Source organism: Streptomyces sp. cf386, assembly GCF_900103585.1.
In the GTDB taxonomy this organism is placed as follows: domain Bacteria; phylum Actinomycetota; class Actinomycetes; order Streptomycetales; family Streptomycetaceae; genus Streptomyces.
Genome location: NZ_FNHV01000003.1, coordinates 639756 through 654665 on the forward strand (window position 1 = coordinate 639756; position 14910 = coordinate 654665).

A 14910-nucleotide genomic window follows, 5' to 3' on the forward strand; every position below is an offset into this window, starting at 1 on the left:
GGCCGGACCACCGAGCCGGTGAGCCACCCGGCGCGCCTGTCTGCCCCGTGCTCGGCCACCATTGCGCCCGGATCGCGCCCTACCCCCACATAAGCCGTACGCCGACCCTCGACAGCATGGGGGAGCAGACGAGCGTCGGCGCAGTACCAGATCCGGACGACACGCAGCGCGTCATCCCGTTACCCAGCCCTGACGAGCAGCGGCAGCCGCCACCGGGCACCCCACAGCCGTGGGCGAACGTCGACCGCGCCCAAGCCGCCATGGACGGCGCCGACGCACCCGAACCGCCGTCCCCGCCCGTATGCCCGCAATGCGGGCTGGCCGGCGATCGACACCCGACCTACTACGGGGCGTACGTCCTCCTCGAACCCGGTCTGACAGCGCCCGCGCACATGGCGCCGGCGTGGCACAGGTGGTACGTCGACTCGAACGGCACGGCGTGGAACAGCGGACCCGAGGAGCCCGCACAGGGTGCTGAATGCCGAGTGCCTCACCGGTTGGCGTGTCCGGGGTTGACGCTGGAGGAAATCGGGCTGTGGCGGTGGCTGGACACCCTGCGTCAGGAGAACGCGCGGTGCGCGCAGCGTCAGGCCGATGAGAGGCAGATCCCAGGCAGCCTGCCGGACGTCGGCTGAGTCACGAGGGCACCTCAGCGGTCGGCGCGCGGCAGCGCCCTGGTGCGTCCGAGGTTCCCCAGCCAGTAGCCGCGAACGTCGAGGCCGTCCTCCAGCGCGGCGGCGACCGCGGACAGGGCTCCCGTGTAGTAGTCGATACGGCGGCTGTCGTCGGCGGTGGCGATGCCGTTCTCGGTGACGATCAGCGGGACGTCGCCCACGAGGGCGGCGGTGTGGCGCAGGGCGTGGCCGATGGCCTCGGGGTAGTACTCCCAGCCGGTGAGGGTGCGTTCGGCGTCGGGAGTGGTCGTCACGGTGGGGCCTCTCACCGCACCGTCGCCGGCCCCGGCCACACGGCCGACGCGTCGTCGCGGTCGGGGTCCGGCAGCCGGATCGGGCGGACGGGGATGGTGCGGGTGTGCCCTTCCGTCGTCGCCGTCCAGGGGGCGGGGTGGCCCGAGTAGCACAGGGTGGTCAGGGCGAAGACGCCGTCGGCGTAGACCTCGACGTACTCGCCGATGGTGAGGATGCGCAGGGTGCTCGCGGGCTCGGTCAGGACCGTCTCGCCCAGTGGTGCGCCTGCGGGGCCCGCGGCCCAGAGGTTCTTGCCGTCGCAGCCGACGACCAGGGCGGGGCCGTCGTCGCCGCCGTCGCCGTCGTCTCCCTTGCGCAGGGTGATCTCCACCCGCCCGGAGACATCGACATCACCGACCGCGTGCAGCACCCGCTCCTCCGTCTCCTCCAGCAGCCAGGCGTCCAGGCCGGGCCACCACTCCAGACGGGGTGCCGAATCCTCCCGTATGACAAGGGACTTGGGCTGGGCCAGCATGCCGCGGCAGCGGTCGCCCGCGTCCGTCAGGTCCACCCGGCGGGGGGTGGTGTGCAGGACGACACGGGAGCCGTCGGGGGCGGCGATGACGCGCGGGGCGTACGAACCGGTCGGGCCCAGGGGGCCCCGTCGGGTCCAGGGGCCCCGCAGCCTCGGCGCGGTCCATGCCTCGAAGCCGCGGGTCGCGCCGATCGAACCGATCAGCAACCAGCTGCCGTCGTCGAGGCGTTCGAGAACCGGGCACTCCAACTCGTCGACGTCACCGGGGGAGATGAGCGGCGGGTGGACCGTCCAGTGCTCCAGGTCGTCCGACGTCGCCCACGCCACGCAGCCGCTGACCTCGACCGGCAGGGAGGCGTCGGCCGCGCAGACGGCCATCACCCAGCCGTCGCCCTCGTCGTCGCGTACGACGAACGGGTCGCGCCAGCCCATGCGTTCACCGGTGCGGTACCAACGGGCGTCCGCCTCGGCGACCGGCCCGGTGCCGTGGCGGCGCCAGCCGGTGCCGTCGGTGCGGTCGGAGTAGGCGAGGCCGACGGACTGCAGTGGCCAGCCGGCCTCCGTCAGTCCGCTCACGCCCGTGTAGAACATCGCCATTCCGTCGCCGGAGCCGTGCCGGACGGGGTGCATCGTCCACACCGCCTGCTGGTCGAAGCGGCCGGGAAGGCCGTTGCCGAAGGCCGTGCCCTCGGGCCGCCAGGCGACCAGGTCGGTGGAGGTGGCCCTGCCGTAGGAGGTCTCCATCCGCAGATGGTCGAACTCGGCCGTCCACGGGCCCTGCAGATGCAGCACCGCGTAGGTGCCGTCGTCGTCGCGGAGCAGGGCGAAGTCGTTCACGCAGAGGCCGGGCGGGGCGTATCGCATGCACAGTTCCTGTCGGCTCGCAGCGCTCAAACGCGTGCGCTGATCACGGCTCTCGAAGGTCTCGGTCAAGAGTCGGCCCAAGTAGAACTCAACGCAAACGCTTGCGCAACAACGAAGGCGGGTTTACGGTCACGTCACCCCCAGATCACACCGACGTGAAACAGACGGGAGAAAAGCGCTGTGACCGTCAGCATCACCGATGTCGCCCGCGCCGCCGGAGTCTCGGCGTCCACCGTGTCCCGCGCCCTGCGCGGCCAGCAAGGCGTCTCCGACGAGGTGCGGGCGCAGATCACGGCCGTCGCCGCACAGCTCGGCTATACGGCGTCCCGCTCGGCGTCCAGCCTGGCCAGCGGGCGCACCTTCACCGTCGGGGTCGTGGTGCCGTACGTGGGCCGCTGGTTCTTCGGCACCGTGCTGGACGCCGCCGAGCACGTGTTCAGCGCCGCCGGGTACGACGTCCTGCTGTACAACCTGGGCTCGCCGGAGTCACGCAAGCGTTTCTTCACCAAGATGCCGGTCCGCAAGCGGGTCGACGCGGTGCTGTCGCTGCTCATCCCCGACGAGGAGGAGTCGGCCGCGCTGCGTTCGCTCGGGGTGCCGCTGGCCAGTACGGTCGGCGGCGCCCGGCCCGGCTTCACCGTGGTCGGCATCGACGACCGGGCCGGCGCGGAGAGTGCCGTACGGCATCTGGTGAACCTCGGCCATCGCCGGATCGGCATGATCAGCGGGTCGAGCGGGCCGCAGCACTGGACCACGCCCGTCGCGCGCCGCCAGGCGTACCTGGATGTGCTGGCCGAGGCCGGGATAGAGCACGATCCGGCGCTGGAGGCGGACGGCGACTACACCGTCGAGGGCGGCGAGCGGGCCATGACCGAGCTGCTGGCCGCCTCCCGGCCGCCGACGGCCGTGTTCGCGCAGTCCGACGAGATGGCGATGGGCGCGTTGCGCGCGCTCAGGCGGCATCGGCTGCGGGTGCCGGACGACGTGTCCGTCGTCGGTTTCGACGATCACGAGCTCGCCGATGTGATCGGGCTGACCACCGTCGCCCAGCCGGTCGCCGGGCAGGGCGCCGAGGCGGCCCGGCTGCTGCTGCGGCAGCTCGACGAGCCGGACGCCGAGCGGCCCGGGCATGTGCAGATGCCCATCCGTCTCGTCCTGCGCGAGACCACCGCACCGCCGCGCCCGCGCGGACCCCAGTAGTCCCTCCGCGGCCTGCAGGCCCCCGAGACCCCACTCCCCCACGCCGGAAAGCCCCAGCGCACCACGAACCCTCGCACCGCACGGAGGAACGCACCATGAGCTCGACCGACAGCTCGACCGACAGAAGGTACCGCCGCACCGCCTGTACGGGCCTCGCCCTCGCCCTGCCCCTCGCGGCCCTGGCCGCCTGCGGCGGCGGCAGCAGCGGCACCGACGCGTCCGCGGAGGCCGGCAGTGGCACGGGCACCATCAGCGTCTGGGCCCACCAGGGGCAGAAGAGCGAGGACACCGCCCTGCAGAACGCGGTGAAGTCCTTCAACTCCTCCCAGGACAAGATCAAGGTCGAGCTGAAGCTCATCCCCGGCAACGACTACACCAAGACCATCACCGCCACCGACGCCTCCGAGCTGCCGGACGTGATGGAGTTCGACGGGCCGACGATGGCGAACTTCGTCTACAACAAGAAGCTCGCCGCGATCGACGACTACGTCTCCGCGAAGACGATGTCCAACGCCACCGACGCGAGCAAGGCGCAGGGCGAGATAGCCGGCGAGCACTACGGGCTCGGCATGTACGACTCGGGGCTCGGCGTCTACGGCAACAAGAAGCTGCTGGACGCGGCCGGGGTGAAGTACCCGAGGGGCCTGGACGACGACTGGACGGCCGCCGAGTTCACGGCCGCGCTCAAGGCGCTCAAGGGCAAGGACTCCGACGGCAAGGTCGTCGACCTCCAGGAGACCAGCGGCTACGCCAACGAGTGGGGTACGTACGGCTTCGCGCCCATCGTCTGGTCGGCGGGCGGCACCCTGCTGAAGGACGGCAAGGCGGAGGGCGCTCTCGACACCCCGGCGGTGGTCTCGGCGATGAAGACCTTCCAGTCCTGGAAGACGTACACCGACCCCAACACCGACGGCAACGCCTTCGCCAAGGACCGCGTCGCGCTGAGCTGGGTCGGCCACTGGATGTACCCCGCCTACAGCGAGGCCCTCGGCGACGACCTCGTCGTCCTGCCGCTGCCCGACTTCGGCAACGGCCCCAAGACCGGCCAGGGCTCCTGGGCCTGGGGCATCGGCGCGAACAGCAAGAACGCCAAGGCCTCCGGCGCCTTCCTCGACTACCTGCTGAACGACGCCAACGTCACCGCGATGACGACGGCCAACGGCGCCCCGCCCGCCACGAAGAGCGCGCTCGCCGCAAGCCCCCTCTACAAGGAGGGCGGCCCGCTCCAGCTCTACGCCGACCAGCTCGCCAAGCCCTGCGGCGACAGCGACATCGCCAAGTCCTGCGTCGCCGTGACCCGCCCGGTCACCGCCGGATACCCCACGGTCACCGCCAAGTTCAGCGAGGCCCTGAACTCGATCTACGGCGGCGCCGACCCGAAGAGCGCCCTGGAGAAGGCCGCCCGCGCCATCGACCAGGACTTCTCCGACAACGCCGGCTACGAGATCCCGTAGTCCAGGCCCCAGCAGTCCAGGCCCCAGTAGGACCCTTCGGCCGGGGCGGGCGCACTTACACCGCGCCCCGTCCCGGCCGGGAACAGGACCCCCCGTGAAGACCGTGGAACCCGCGCACCCCGCGCCCACCGACAGGGAGCAAGGCCCGCCCGTGAACTCCGTGAAGCGCTCGCGGCCGGCGCACAAGAACCGGGACTGGCTGCACGGACTGCTCATGTCCACGCCCGCCGTGGCCGGACTCATCGCCTTCGTCGGTATCCCGTTCGGCTACGCCGTCGTCCTCTCCTTCTACAACGTGCGTCTCGGCTCCCCGCTGGAGCCCACCTTCTTCGGGATCGAGCAGTACCGGCGCCTGTTCACCGATCCGGACCTGTCCGGCCCGTTCCTGCGGGCCCTGCTGAACAACCTGACCTTCGCCGTGGTCGTCGTTCCGCTCCAGACGGGCCTGGCGCTGGCGCTCGCGATCCTGCTCAACCGCAAGCTGAAGGCGATCGGTCTGTTCCGGTCCCTCTTCTTCATGCCGGTCGTCTTCCCGATGACCCTGGTCGCCGTGATCTGGCGGCTCATCCTCGCCCGCAGCGACCAGGGCCTGCTCAACTCCGCGCTGGACGCGGTGAGTTTCGGCAACTGGGGCGCCTTCGACTGGCTCGGCGACACCGCCACCGCGATGGCCTCGATCATCGTGCTGTCCGTGTGGCAGGGCGTCGGCTTCCAGATGGTCATCCTGCTGGCCGGACTCCAGCAGATACCCGGCGAGCTCTACGAGGCCGCCGAACTCGACCGGGCCACCGGCCGGCAGCAGTTCCGCCATGTCACCCTGCCCGGCATCCGCGGCACCCTCGTCTTCGTCGCCATGCTGACCTCGGTGCTGTCCTTCCGGGTCTTCGACCAGGTCTACGTCCTCATCCACGGCGGCGGACTCGACGAGGACGCCACCCGCACGGTCATGTACCAGGCCGTCACCACCGCCTTCGACCGGAACAACATCGGCCAGGCGTCCGCGATCACCGTCGTCTTCTTCCTGATCGTCGTCGCCCTGACCCTCATCCAGCGCCGCGTCGTCCGGCCCGACAACGAGGACTGACCCACGATGGCCACGACCCGCGCTCCCCTGCGCCGCTTCGCCGACTACACCGTCCTCGGCGTCCTGGCGTTCATCTTCGTCCTGCCCGTCCTCTACCTGCTCCTGGGCAGCCTCAAGCCCTCGGACGAGGTGCTGAACGGCCTGACCGGCTTCCTCCCCACCCACCTGTCCTTCGACAACTACGCGAACGTTCTCGCCGCCCTCAACTCCGACAGCACCGGCTACTTCTGGCGCTTCATGGGCGTCTCGCTGCTCGTCGCGTTCGTGGTGGTGACGGGCGGCCTGTTCGTCAACTCGATGGCCGCGTACGGCATGTCACGGCTGAAGTGGCGCGGCCGGGAAGCCGTCTTCACGCTCGTCCTGCTGCTGATGCTGGTGCCGTTCGAGTCGGTGGCCGTGCCGCTCTTCTACATGTTCAACGACCAGCGCAACACCCTCTACATCCAGGCGGTCCCCTTCATCGCCAACGCCTTCTCGATCTACCAGTTCCACACGTTCTTCCGCTCGATCCCGCCGAGCATCGAGGAGGCGGCCCGGCTGGACGGCGCGGGCCCCTGGCGCACGTTCTTCGCGATCATCGTGCCGATGTCGAAGCCGGTGTTCGCCTCGGTCGCGATCCTCACGTTCCTCACCCAGTGGGGCGCGTTCCTGTGGCCGGTCCTGATGGTCTCCGACCCGTCCGTCCGCCCCCTCCCCCTGGAGATGAGCGTCTTCCAGGGCCAACAGCCCCCGGACTGGGGCCAGATCCTCGCCTTCGGCGTCCTCCTCGTCCTGCCCGTCCTGATCGTCTTCGCGTTCTTCCAGCGCTGGTTCGTGCAGGGCGTGGCCAGTTCGGCGGTCAAGGGGTGAGCACGGTCCTCGGTCGGTGACCGCCGCGTCAGTCGGAGATGACCGGGCTGCGCCGGCTCCACTCGCCGCCGTGCACCGCCTGGTGCATGAAGGCGGCGACGTCCGCGCGGCTGATCGACGGGTTGCCCTTCATCGGCAGCCGGTCGTCCGCGTGGTACGTGCCCTTGGCGGGGCCGTTGGTCAGCTTGGTCGGGAGGACGATGGTCCAGTCCAGGCCGCTGGAGCGGATGCTCTCGTCGGCGATCGCCTTGTCGGCGTAGAGCGACCGCAGCAGGGTGCGGTAGATCAGCTTCTGCGGGGTGCTCGACCAGTCGAAGGTGTGGCCGACGCCGAACGACGACAGCCACACCAGGCGGGATACGCCCGCTTCCTCCGCCGCCTCGATCACGGCCGCCGAGGCACGTGTGAAGAGGCCGTCGGCGCGCACCGAGTTGCCCCGGCCGAGGGCGGAGACGATCGCATCGTGCCCGGCCGCGGCGGCGGAGACGTCGCGCGGCGACGTGGCGTCTCCGGTGATCGGCGTGACCCGGTCGGCGAGGTCACCCAGGCCCGCCGGATTGCGCACCAGGGCGGTGACCGAGTCACCGGAGCGCAGGGCCAGGTCGACGAGATGGCGGCCGGTGGGGCCGGTCGCGCCGAGGATGAACAGCTTCATGGCCAGGACCTCCGAGTCGGGGAAGCGTAAACGGACAGCTGTCCGCTACGAGAAAACGTAACGGACAGCTGTCCGCTCAGCAAGGCACACGTGCCACCACCCCGGCCCGACCCGGGACACATCGCGCCTCAGGACCGCGCCCCCGGACCCGTCGCCAACAGCCCGTTGACCACCAGCGTCGCCAGCGTTTCGGCCGTTTCGGCGAGCTGTTGCGGCGAGGTGTGCTCGGGCCTGCCCAGGCGGCGGGCCAAGGGCACCTCCACCATGCCGGAGATGGGCGGGACGATGGCGAAGAACAGCACGTCCATCGGCACGGACGCCATGCGCCCGTCGGCCACGAGCCGGTCGACGATGGCTCCCATGGTCTGCACGATCGGGGCCATGTACTTCTCGTACAGATAGTCCAACCGCTCGCTGTCCAGGGTGAATTCGTTGACCAGGAGCCGCCCGACCAGCGGCGCGTCCGCCGCGCCCCGATAGAAGCCGACGATGATCTGCCGCAGCCGCTCGGCGTCGTCGAGCGAGGGATCCACCTGCGCCATGCCCGCCAGCTGCGCCCCCAGCGAGTGGTCCACCACCGCGCGCCAGAACGCCGCCTTGGATCCGTACCGGTCGTTGATGAAGTTGTGGCTGACGCCCAGGCGGCGGGCCAGTTCGCGCGCGGAGGCATGGTCGTAGCCCAGCTCCGCGAAGGCCTCGACCCCGCGCTGCAGGATGACCGCCTCGTCGGGCACCGCGGGAGCGCCCGCGCCCGGACGTCCCGGCCGCCGAGCGGATTCGGCTCTTGCACCCACCACTGCCTCCTTCACTGCATCACCCCGGCCCACCCTTGTCCCGGGTTTCCGGGGCTCGCCAACACTTTACTTGACACCTGTCAGACGCGAGCTAATCTGACAGACGTCAGGCAAATCTGACAACCGTCAGGAGAGGGCCCATCGCCATGACCGCACACCCCGCACACCACCCCCGGAACACCGGTGACCCGCTCGCCGACGCCGTCGTGGCGGAGCTGGACCGCCTCGGCGCCCCGGCGCAGCAGGCTCTCGACGTGGGCCTCCGGCACGGTCTGGACGGCCTGGACGAGCCGCCGCCCGACGTCGTCGCCGCGCTGCTGGAGCACCTGGAGTCCGGCCCCGCCCGGGTCGACCCTCTGATGCTCCACCGGGGCGACGTCGTGAGCCTGTCCGTGCCGCCCCTGTGGTTCGGGCTCTGCTCGATCACGAGCGCGCTGGCGTACACCTCCGCGTCCCCGGACGTCGCCCGGCTGCTCACCCTCGCGGGCAGACCGGCCGACACGGCGTCGCGCCGCCTCGTGGAGACCGGCGTGTGGGCGCGGCAGACCATCCGGCCGGGCGGGCTGCTGCGCGGCGGGCCGGGGTGCCTGGCCACCGTTCGGATGCGGCTGCTGCTCGCCCGTATGCGAACCTCCGCCCTGGAGTGCGGCTGGGACACGTCCGCGTGGGGGCTGCCGATCAGCCAGGCAGACCTGGCCCGCACCTGGCTCGGCTTCACCCTCGTGTCCTTCGAGGCCCTCGCGGCCGTCGGCATCGCCATCAGCCGCGAGGAGGAGCGCTACCTGTACCAGTACTGGTCGTACGTCGCCCATCTCCTGGGGCTCGGCAAGGAGGTCCACGGCGAGGTGGCCGACCACGCGGGCGCCCGTCGGCTGCGGGATCTCCTGGACGCCGGTACGGCCGCACCCGACGAGAACGCGCGGGCGCTGACCGCGGCGATGGTCGACGCGCAGGCCCGTGCGATGGCCGGCGCGCCGGGTGCGGTGCTGTCCGAGGAGCAGCTGCGCGCCCTCATCCACAGCGTGCTGCGCAGGGCCTTCGGGGACGGGCCGGGAGAGCGCCTGGGCATCCCCGCGCCCACCCCGACCGACCTGATGCCACTGATCGGCAGGCTCAACCGCGAGGCGCGCCACTGGCAGAACTTCTCGCCCGCTAGGGCCTGTCGTCAAATTCCCGTCGTCCGCCCGAAGGGCGGGCCCGGCGGTGTCTGGCGCGTGCGATCGCAAGGCGCCGGAGCGCCCTCGTGGCGGAGCCACGTGGGCGGTTCGGCAACGCGGCGAGCGCGCGTGCCAGACACCGCCGGGCAGGCGGGAATTTGACGACAGGCCCTAAGCCCAGGCGGCCCGGCGCCGAGCGCTCCAGGGCCCCGCACCCGAGCTGATCGCGGCCGTCCTCCCGGCGGCCTGATCCGCCGGACTCCCTTTTCCCTCCCGCCTGTTCACACCTTCATTCCCGCTCCCGCCTGTTCCCACCTTCTGATCCGGAGTCTTCGTCATGCCCAAACCCACCACCGACGCACCCACCACCACCGCCACCGGCACCGTGTCCACCCTCCCGCCCGCCGAGGCACCACCCGGGCCGCCCCGCCATCGCTGGTGGATCCTCGCCGTGATCGGTCTGGCCCAGCTGATGGTGGTGCTGGACGCGACCATCGTGAACATCGCCCTGCCCTCGGCCCAGCAGGACCTGGGCTTCTCCGACGGGGACCGGCAGTGGGTCGTCACCGCCTACGCCCTCGCCTTCGGCAGCCTGCTGCTGCTCGGCGGACGGATAGCCGATCTCTTCGGCCGCAAGATGACCTTCCTGGTCGGACTGGTCGGTTTCGCGGGCGCCTCCGCCGTGGGCGGCGCGGCCACCAGCTTCGAGATGCTCATCGTCGCCCGCGCCGGACAGGGCGTGTTCGGCGCCCTGCTCGCCCCGGCCGCCCTGTCGCTGCTCACCGTGACCTTCACCGACGCCAAGGAACGCGCCAAGGCCTTCGGCGTGTACGGCGCCATCGCCGGCGCGGGCGGCGCGATCGGCCTGCTGCTCGGGGGCGTCCTGACCGAGTACCTCGACTGGCGCTGGACGATGTACGTCAACCTCGCCTTCGCGGCCGTCGCCTTCGTCGGCGGCGTGATCCTGCTGCAGCGCACCGTCCGCGACAAGAACGCCAAGATCGACATCCCCGGCGCCGTCCTGGTCGGCAGCGGACTGTTCTGCCTGGTCTACGGCTTCTCCAACGCCGAGAGCCATGACTGGAGCTCGGTGGCCACCTGGGGCTTCCTCGTCGCCGGTGCCGTACTGCTCGCCGTGTTCACCTGGTGGCAGACCCGCGCCCAGCACCCCCTGCTGCCGCTGCGGATCCTGCTGGACCGCAACCGCGGCGCCTCCTTCGTCTCGGTGCTGATCATCGGCGCGGGCATGTTCGGTGTGTTCCTCTTCCTCACCTACTACCTGCAGCAGAGCCTCGGCTACACGCCCATCGAGACGGGGCTGGCCTTCCTGCCCATGATCGCGGCGCTGATGATCACCTCCACCCTCGCCACCACCGCGCTCGTCCCCCGGTTCGGCCCCAAGCCCGTCGTGCCGCTCGGCATGGGCATCGCGGCCGCCGGCATGGTCTGGCTGACCGGCCTCGACCTCGGCAGCGGCTACGTCGCGCACATCCTGCCGCCGCTGATCGTCGCGGGCCTGGGCTTCGGTCTGGTGATGGCGCCCGCGATGAGCCTGGCCACCAGCGGTGTCGCCGCCGAGGACTCCGGTGTCGCCTCCGCCGCCGTCAACACGATGCAGCAGGTCGGCGGTTCGCTCGGCACGGCCCTGCTCAACACTCTGTTCTCCAGTGCCCTCACCGACTATCTGGCCGACAAGGACCCCAGGGACCCCGCGGTCCTGGCGCAGGCCAGCCTGGAGGGCTACTCCACCGCCTACTGGTGGTCCGCCGTGTTCTTCGCGGTCGGCCTGGTCGTCAGCGTGCTCCTCTACCGGCGCGGCGCACCCGCCCAGGACCCGGACGCCGCACCCGTGGTCCACATGTGAGGTTCGACGGACTGAACCCGGCGCGACGCCCCGAGTCGCGCCGGGTTCCTACCATGAGAGCCATGAAGGAGACCGTCACCGCCATGAGGGAGCCCGTCGAGCCGCCGATCCCGCCCGCGCCGGGAGCGGAGCAGTACCCGTCGCTCGCCCTGGTCAACAGCGTGATCGCGCTGCCGGGCGGGCAGTTCGTCGACTTCCTCGGCACTCCGGCGGCGGCGAACCAGTGGCTGGTCGAGCGCGACCTCGCCCCGGTCGACGCCGGAATGCGGGAGATGTGCGCCGCACAGCTGCGCTCGCTGCGGGAACAGATCCGGTCCCTGTTCGACTCGCGGGTCGCGGCGCTGCCCGCCCTCCCCGCCGCCCTGGCCGCCGTGAACGACGCGCTGACCAGGGTCCCGACGGCCCCGCTCCTGCGGTGGGACGACAAGGACGGCCCGTTTCGCGCGGCCTCGCATCCCACCACCGAGATCGTCGACCACGCCCTGGCGACCCTCGCCGCCGACGCCGCCGACCTGCTCACCTCACCCGACGCCGAACGCCTCACCGCCTGCGGCTCCGCCCCCTGCAACCGCTACTTGCTCCGGCACGGCCGCCGCCACTGGTGCTCCACCCGCTGCGGCGACCGCGCCCGCGCGGCCCGCGCCTACGCCCGCCGCACCCGGCCCGAGGGCGGCTAGGGCCGGGTGCGGGCAGCTGCAAGGCGGAAGCGGACCGTCCCTGGGGCGTCCTGCCCGGCTCGGGCTCGGTCACGCCCCGTCGATCAACGCCAGGTCCATCGGCACGAGCGTCGTCGACGCCATCAGCGCCCGGATCAGGTGGTCGTTGAGCGCGTTGCCGACGGGTTAGCCGACCTCCTCACGGGTCAGACCGGGCGCCCCGTCGTGGGACAGCCGGACGCGCACGCCGTTGACGAGGTGCTCCACGCGTTTGTCCGTCCAGTTCTCGGCCGGCCGCACCTCGGCCAGCAGAGCTGCGGTCTGCCGCCAGGTCAGGGGCTGCGGGCGGGGTTCGTGCAGCAGATACCGGCGGCCGAGGGCGACCACGACGAGCCGCTCCTGGTCGGTGAGGGTCCACACCCTCGGCGGCCGGGTGACGTCCTCGTGCCGGGGCGCCCGGTGACCGCCCTCGGCGTCGGTGACGAAGACCTCCAGCAGATGCTCACGGCCCCGCGAACCGCCGACGAACAGCGGGGTGTAGCCGGTGTCCAGTGGCAGCGGCTCCTCGCCCGGGAACAGCAGCCGGCCTCCCGGGCAACGGATCGGCAGGCGCCCGGTGTTGCTCACCCACCAGCGCCCGTCCCGATGGGTGAGCGTGCCCTGGTGGCGGCTGACCTGGGGGTCGTCCTCGCCCAGACAGACGTGCACCTCGGGCCGGTTGCGCCCGAACAGCACCTCGCGGCCCTCGCCGGGGCCCAGCGTCATACCGCCGCCGAGCGCGAGGGCGAAGAGCGTGCCGGGCACGAGGGCGGAGGCGCCACGGGCGAGGCTGCCGTAGGTGGGGGGCAGGGCGCGGCCGTCGGGGAGGGCTCGTGCGCGGCCGGTGGGAACGGGGCCTGTACGACGGACTGTCACGTCCCCTCCGGCAGTTGCTCGGCGATGTTCTTCAGCGCGTCGGCCGTCAACGCCTCGGCCGTGGCACACTCCTTCTCGGTGGCCCGCTGCCCGTGCACGGTGACGCGTACCAGTTCGATCGTCGGGTCGCCGACGGAGTTGGTGTACGTACGGTGCGGTGCGTACACGGCACAGCTGTGGTCGCCCTCGTCGTCCGGTGCGACGTAGGCCGTCCTCCCGGCGATACGCGTCGGCCGGCCGTCGTCCTCCAGCCGGTTGTCCCGGTTGAACGCCAGCCGCACGAAGGACGTGTCGCCGTCCGGGCTCGCCCATTCGCAGGTCCAGTCGGCGAACCCGGGGTCGGACGGTTGTGTCCGCAGGTCCGGCACCCGCTTGAGCGCGGCGGTGTCGAGCAGTGCGCAGGCGTCGAGCCGGGCCAGGGAGGTGGCGGCGGGCCAGGACGCCGGGCGCCGGGGCACCGGGCCCCGGTCCAGCACCGTGACCGCGTGGTCGGTGGCGGCGTCCGCCAGGGCGCAGGGGTCGGGGGCGGCGGCCTTCTGCCGCTTGCCGATGACCACGATGCCCCGGTGATCGGAGGTGGCGATGTACCGCTCGCAGTCGTCGCCGGCCCGCGTCATGCTCGCGACCTCGATGGTGCCGACCCTTCGGACCGGCACACTGCCGTCGAACTGCCGGGCCTCGCTCAGGAAGTTGACCTCGACGCCGGCGAACTCGTCCCCGTCGCCGTTCACCAGCAGCACGTCGCAGCGGTCCAACTCGCCGTAGTCCGGGTCGAGTTCGGTGTCCCCGAAGCGGCTCAGCGAGGCGGCGTCGAGCAGCTCGCAGGGGTCGGCCGTGCCGACGTCGCCGAGGGCGCCGGCCGGGGCGGTGGCCGTGGGCTTCGCGTCGGACGCCCGGTCCTCCTCGCCCGCGTCACCGCCCGCCGTGAGGCCGTTGATCCCGGCCGTGACCGCGGCCGCCGCGACCAGCGCCCCCGCCGTGATCGCCAGGGGGCGCCGCCGACGCCGTACGGCACGCGGCAGCCGCAGGGTGAGCGAGGCGAGGTGCTGCGCGGGGCTGTCGGGCAGCTTGCCCCGGAGTTGCGGGGGCGGCGGGGCGGCCCGGGTCAGCAGGCGGTGTGCTTCGACGGCGTCGGGGCGGCGCCGGGAGTCCAGCTCCAGCAGCGCGGCCAGCGGGGCGGTGAGCAGGCCGGCCCGCTCGGCGGGTTCGAGGTGGCCCTCGACGGCCCGGGCGACGTAGGCCATCGGGTGCTCGGCCTCGCCGTACGGCGACTGCCCCTCGACGGCCGCGAACAGGCTGGCGCCGAGGGAGAACACGTCGGCCTTCTCGTCGGCGGGCCGCCCCTTGGCCAGCTCGGGCGCCAGGTACTTGGGCTTCCCCCGCACCACGCCCGTCGTGATCGTGTGCGTCTGTGTGACGTCGCTCCACAGTGCGCGGGCGATGCCGAAGTCGGTCAGCCGGGCGACGCCGTCCTCGGTGACCAGGACGTTCTCCGGGGTGACGTCGCCGTGCACCACGCCCATGGAGTGGGACTTCACCAGCGCGGCCGCGATCTGGCCGCCGACCGAGCCGGCGTCCTCGGGTGAGAGCGGGCCGCAGTCGGCGACGATCTGGGCGAGGCTGCGGGCGGGGACGTACTCCATGACGATCCAGCAGGTCGCCTCGCCGCCGGCCGACCCGTCCGGCCCCTCTTCCTCGACGAAGTCGAAGACCGGCACGATGTTCGGATGGTGCAGCCGCGCGGCGTACTGCGCCTCCTTCTTGAGCCTCCGGGCGGCCTGCTCGTCGTCCGGACGCGCGCACTTGACCGCGACGGTCCGCCTCAGCGTCTCGTCCCAGGCCTGCCACACGACACCCATCCCGCCGCGGCCGATGGGTTCCTGAAGGAGGTAGCGGCCGGCGACCACGTGCCCGGCCCGTAGCGTCAACACGGTCACGGAGTGTATGGAGCGGTGGCCCAACGGTGACTGTTTTC

At 71.7% G+C, this 14910-nt stretch carries 13 protein-coding genes and 1 pseudogene; 8 read left to right on the forward strand and 6 right to left on the reverse strand.

Annotated elements, in window-relative coordinates; all coding sequences use genetic code 11:
- Positions 1–116 precede the first annotated feature (116 nt).
- On the forward strand, positions 117–635 hold the full coding sequence (locus BLU79_RS10840) for a DUF6083 domain-containing protein (protein ID WP_093905530.1): 519 nt from the start codon (positions 117–119) through the stop codon (positions 633–635).
- Between the two features lie 14 nt (positions 636–649).
- Here the strand turns inward: BLU79_RS10840 and BLU79_RS10845 are convergent.
- Both BLU79_RS10845 and BLU79_RS10850 read right to left on the reverse strand, forming a co-directional pair.
- A pseudogene (locus tag BLU79_RS10845) lies at positions 650–937 on the reverse strand (family 1 glycosylhydrolase); the annotation flags it as partial.
- 2 nt (positions 938–939) lie between these two features.
- Entirely contained in the window at positions 940–2307 is a 1368-nt protein-coding gene (locus BLU79_RS10850) for a glycoside hydrolase family protein (RefSeq protein ID WP_093905421.1), read from the reverse strand.
- 180 nt (positions 2308–2487) lie between these two features.
- Here BLU79_RS10850 and BLU79_RS10855 point away from each other — a divergent pair, with 180 nt between their 5' ends.
- The 4 genes from BLU79_RS10855 (at position 2488) to BLU79_RS10870 (ending at position 6894) form a co-directional block, all read left to right on the forward strand.
- Positions 2488–3507 (forward strand): LacI family DNA-binding transcriptional regulator, encoded by a 1020-nt coding sequence (locus BLU79_RS10855; RefSeq protein ID WP_093905422.1) that lies wholly within the window; start codon positions 2488–2490, stop codon positions 3505–3507.
- A gap of 95 nt (positions 3508–3602) precedes the next feature.
- Positions 3603–4961, forward strand: coding sequence for an ABC transporter substrate-binding protein (locus BLU79_RS10860; protein ID WP_093905423.1), 1359 nt, complete (start codon positions 3603–3605; stop codon positions 4959–4961).
- A gap of 94 nt (positions 4962–5055) precedes the next feature.
- Complete coding sequence (locus BLU79_RS10865; protein WP_093905424.1) at positions 5056–6045, forward strand: carbohydrate ABC transporter permease; 990 nt, start codon at positions 5056–5058, stop codon at positions 6043–6045.
- Positions 6046–6051: 6 nt separating this feature from the next.
- Complete coding sequence (locus BLU79_RS10870; RefSeq protein WP_093905425.1) at positions 6052–6894, forward strand: carbohydrate ABC transporter permease; 843 nt, start codon at positions 6052–6054, stop codon at positions 6892–6894.
- Positions 6895–6922: 28 nt separating this feature from the next.
- On the opposite strand, the gene BLU79_RS10875 is transcribed toward BLU79_RS10870, so the two are convergent.
- Together BLU79_RS10875 and BLU79_RS10880 are read right to left on the reverse strand one after the other, a co-directional pair.
- The gene (locus BLU79_RS10875) at positions 6923–7549 is read right to left on the reverse strand and encodes an NAD(P)-dependent oxidoreductase (RefSeq protein WP_093905426.1); all 627 of its coding nucleotides are present in this window, start codon (positions 7547–7549) and stop codon (positions 6923–6925) included.
- A gap of 128 nt (positions 7550–7677) precedes the next feature.
- Entirely contained in the window at positions 7678–8343 is a 666-nt protein-coding gene (locus BLU79_RS10880) for a TetR/AcrR family transcriptional regulator (protein WP_256333243.1), read from the reverse strand.
- Positions 8344–8489: 146 nt separating this feature from the next.
- Here BLU79_RS10880 and BLU79_RS10885 point away from each other — a divergent pair, with 146 nt between their 5' ends.
- The 3 genes from BLU79_RS10885 to BLU79_RS10895 all read left to right on the forward strand — a co-directional run bounded on the left by BLU79_RS10885 (position 8490) and on the right by BLU79_RS10895 (position 12041).
- The gene (locus BLU79_RS10885) at positions 8490–9662 is read left to right on the forward strand and encodes an oxygenase MpaB family protein (RefSeq protein WP_093905428.1); all 1173 of its coding nucleotides are present in this window, start codon (positions 8490–8492) and stop codon (positions 9660–9662) included.
- Positions 9663–9837: 175 nt separating this feature from the next.
- The gene (locus BLU79_RS10890) at positions 9838–11364 is read left to right on the forward strand and encodes an MFS transporter (protein WP_093905429.1); all 1527 of its coding nucleotides are present in this window, start codon (positions 9838–9840) and stop codon (positions 11362–11364) included.
- Positions 11365–11417: 53 nt separating this feature from the next.
- Positions 11418–12041 carry an ABATE domain-containing protein gene (locus tag BLU79_RS10895; RefSeq protein ID WP_093905430.1) on the forward strand — a complete coding sequence of 208 codons (624 nt, stop codon included), beginning with the start codon at positions 11418–11420 and terminating at the stop codon, positions 12039–12041.
- 165 nt (positions 12042–12206) lie between these two features.
- On the opposite strand, the gene BLU79_RS10900 is transcribed toward BLU79_RS10895, so the two are convergent.
- A complete protein-coding gene (locus tag BLU79_RS10900; protein WP_256333244.1) occupies positions 12207–12935 on the reverse strand; it encodes an FHA domain-containing protein in 729 nt (242 codons plus the stop codon).
- Positions 12932–14872, reverse strand: coding sequence for a serine/threonine-protein kinase (locus tag BLU79_RS10905; protein ID WP_256333245.1), 1941 nt, complete (start codon positions 14870–14872; stop codon positions 12932–12934). Before BLU79_RS10905 ends, BLU79_RS10900 begins: the two co-directional genes overlap by 4 nt.
- Positions 14873–14910: the final 38 nt, after the last annotated feature.

Bases quoted from the DNA above. Each gene is read 5' to 3' on its own strand.
- BLU79_RS10840 (WP_093905530.1), top strand. From the start codon at position 117: ATGGGGGAGCAGACGAGCGTCGGCGCAGTACCAGATCCGGACGACACG.
- BLU79_RS10850 (WP_093905421.1), bottom strand. From the start codon at position 2,307: ATGCGATACGCCCCGCCCGGCCTCTGCGTGAACGACTTCGCCCTGCTC.
- BLU79_RS10860 (WP_093905423.1), top strand. From the start codon at position 3,603: ATGAGCTCGACCGACAGCTCGACCGACAGAAGGTACCGCCGCACCGCC.
- BLU79_RS10870 (WP_093905425.1), top strand. From the start codon at position 6,052: ATGGCCACGACCCGCGCTCCCCTGCGCCGCTTCGCCGACTACACCGTC.
- BLU79_RS10875 (WP_093905426.1), bottom strand. From the start codon at position 7,549: ATGAAGCTGTTCATCCTCGGCGCGACCGGCCCCACCGGCCGCCATCTC.
- BLU79_RS10885 (WP_093905428.1), top strand. From the start codon at position 8,490: ATGACCGCACACCCCGCACACCACCCCCGGAACACCGGTGACCCGCTC.
- BLU79_RS10890 (WP_093905429.1), top strand. From the start codon at position 9,838: ATGCCCAAACCCACCACCGACGCACCCACCACCACCGCCACCGGCACC.
- BLU79_RS10895 (WP_093905430.1), top strand. From the start codon at position 11,418: ATGAGAGCCATGAAGGAGACCGTCACCGCCATGAGGGAGCCCGTCGAG.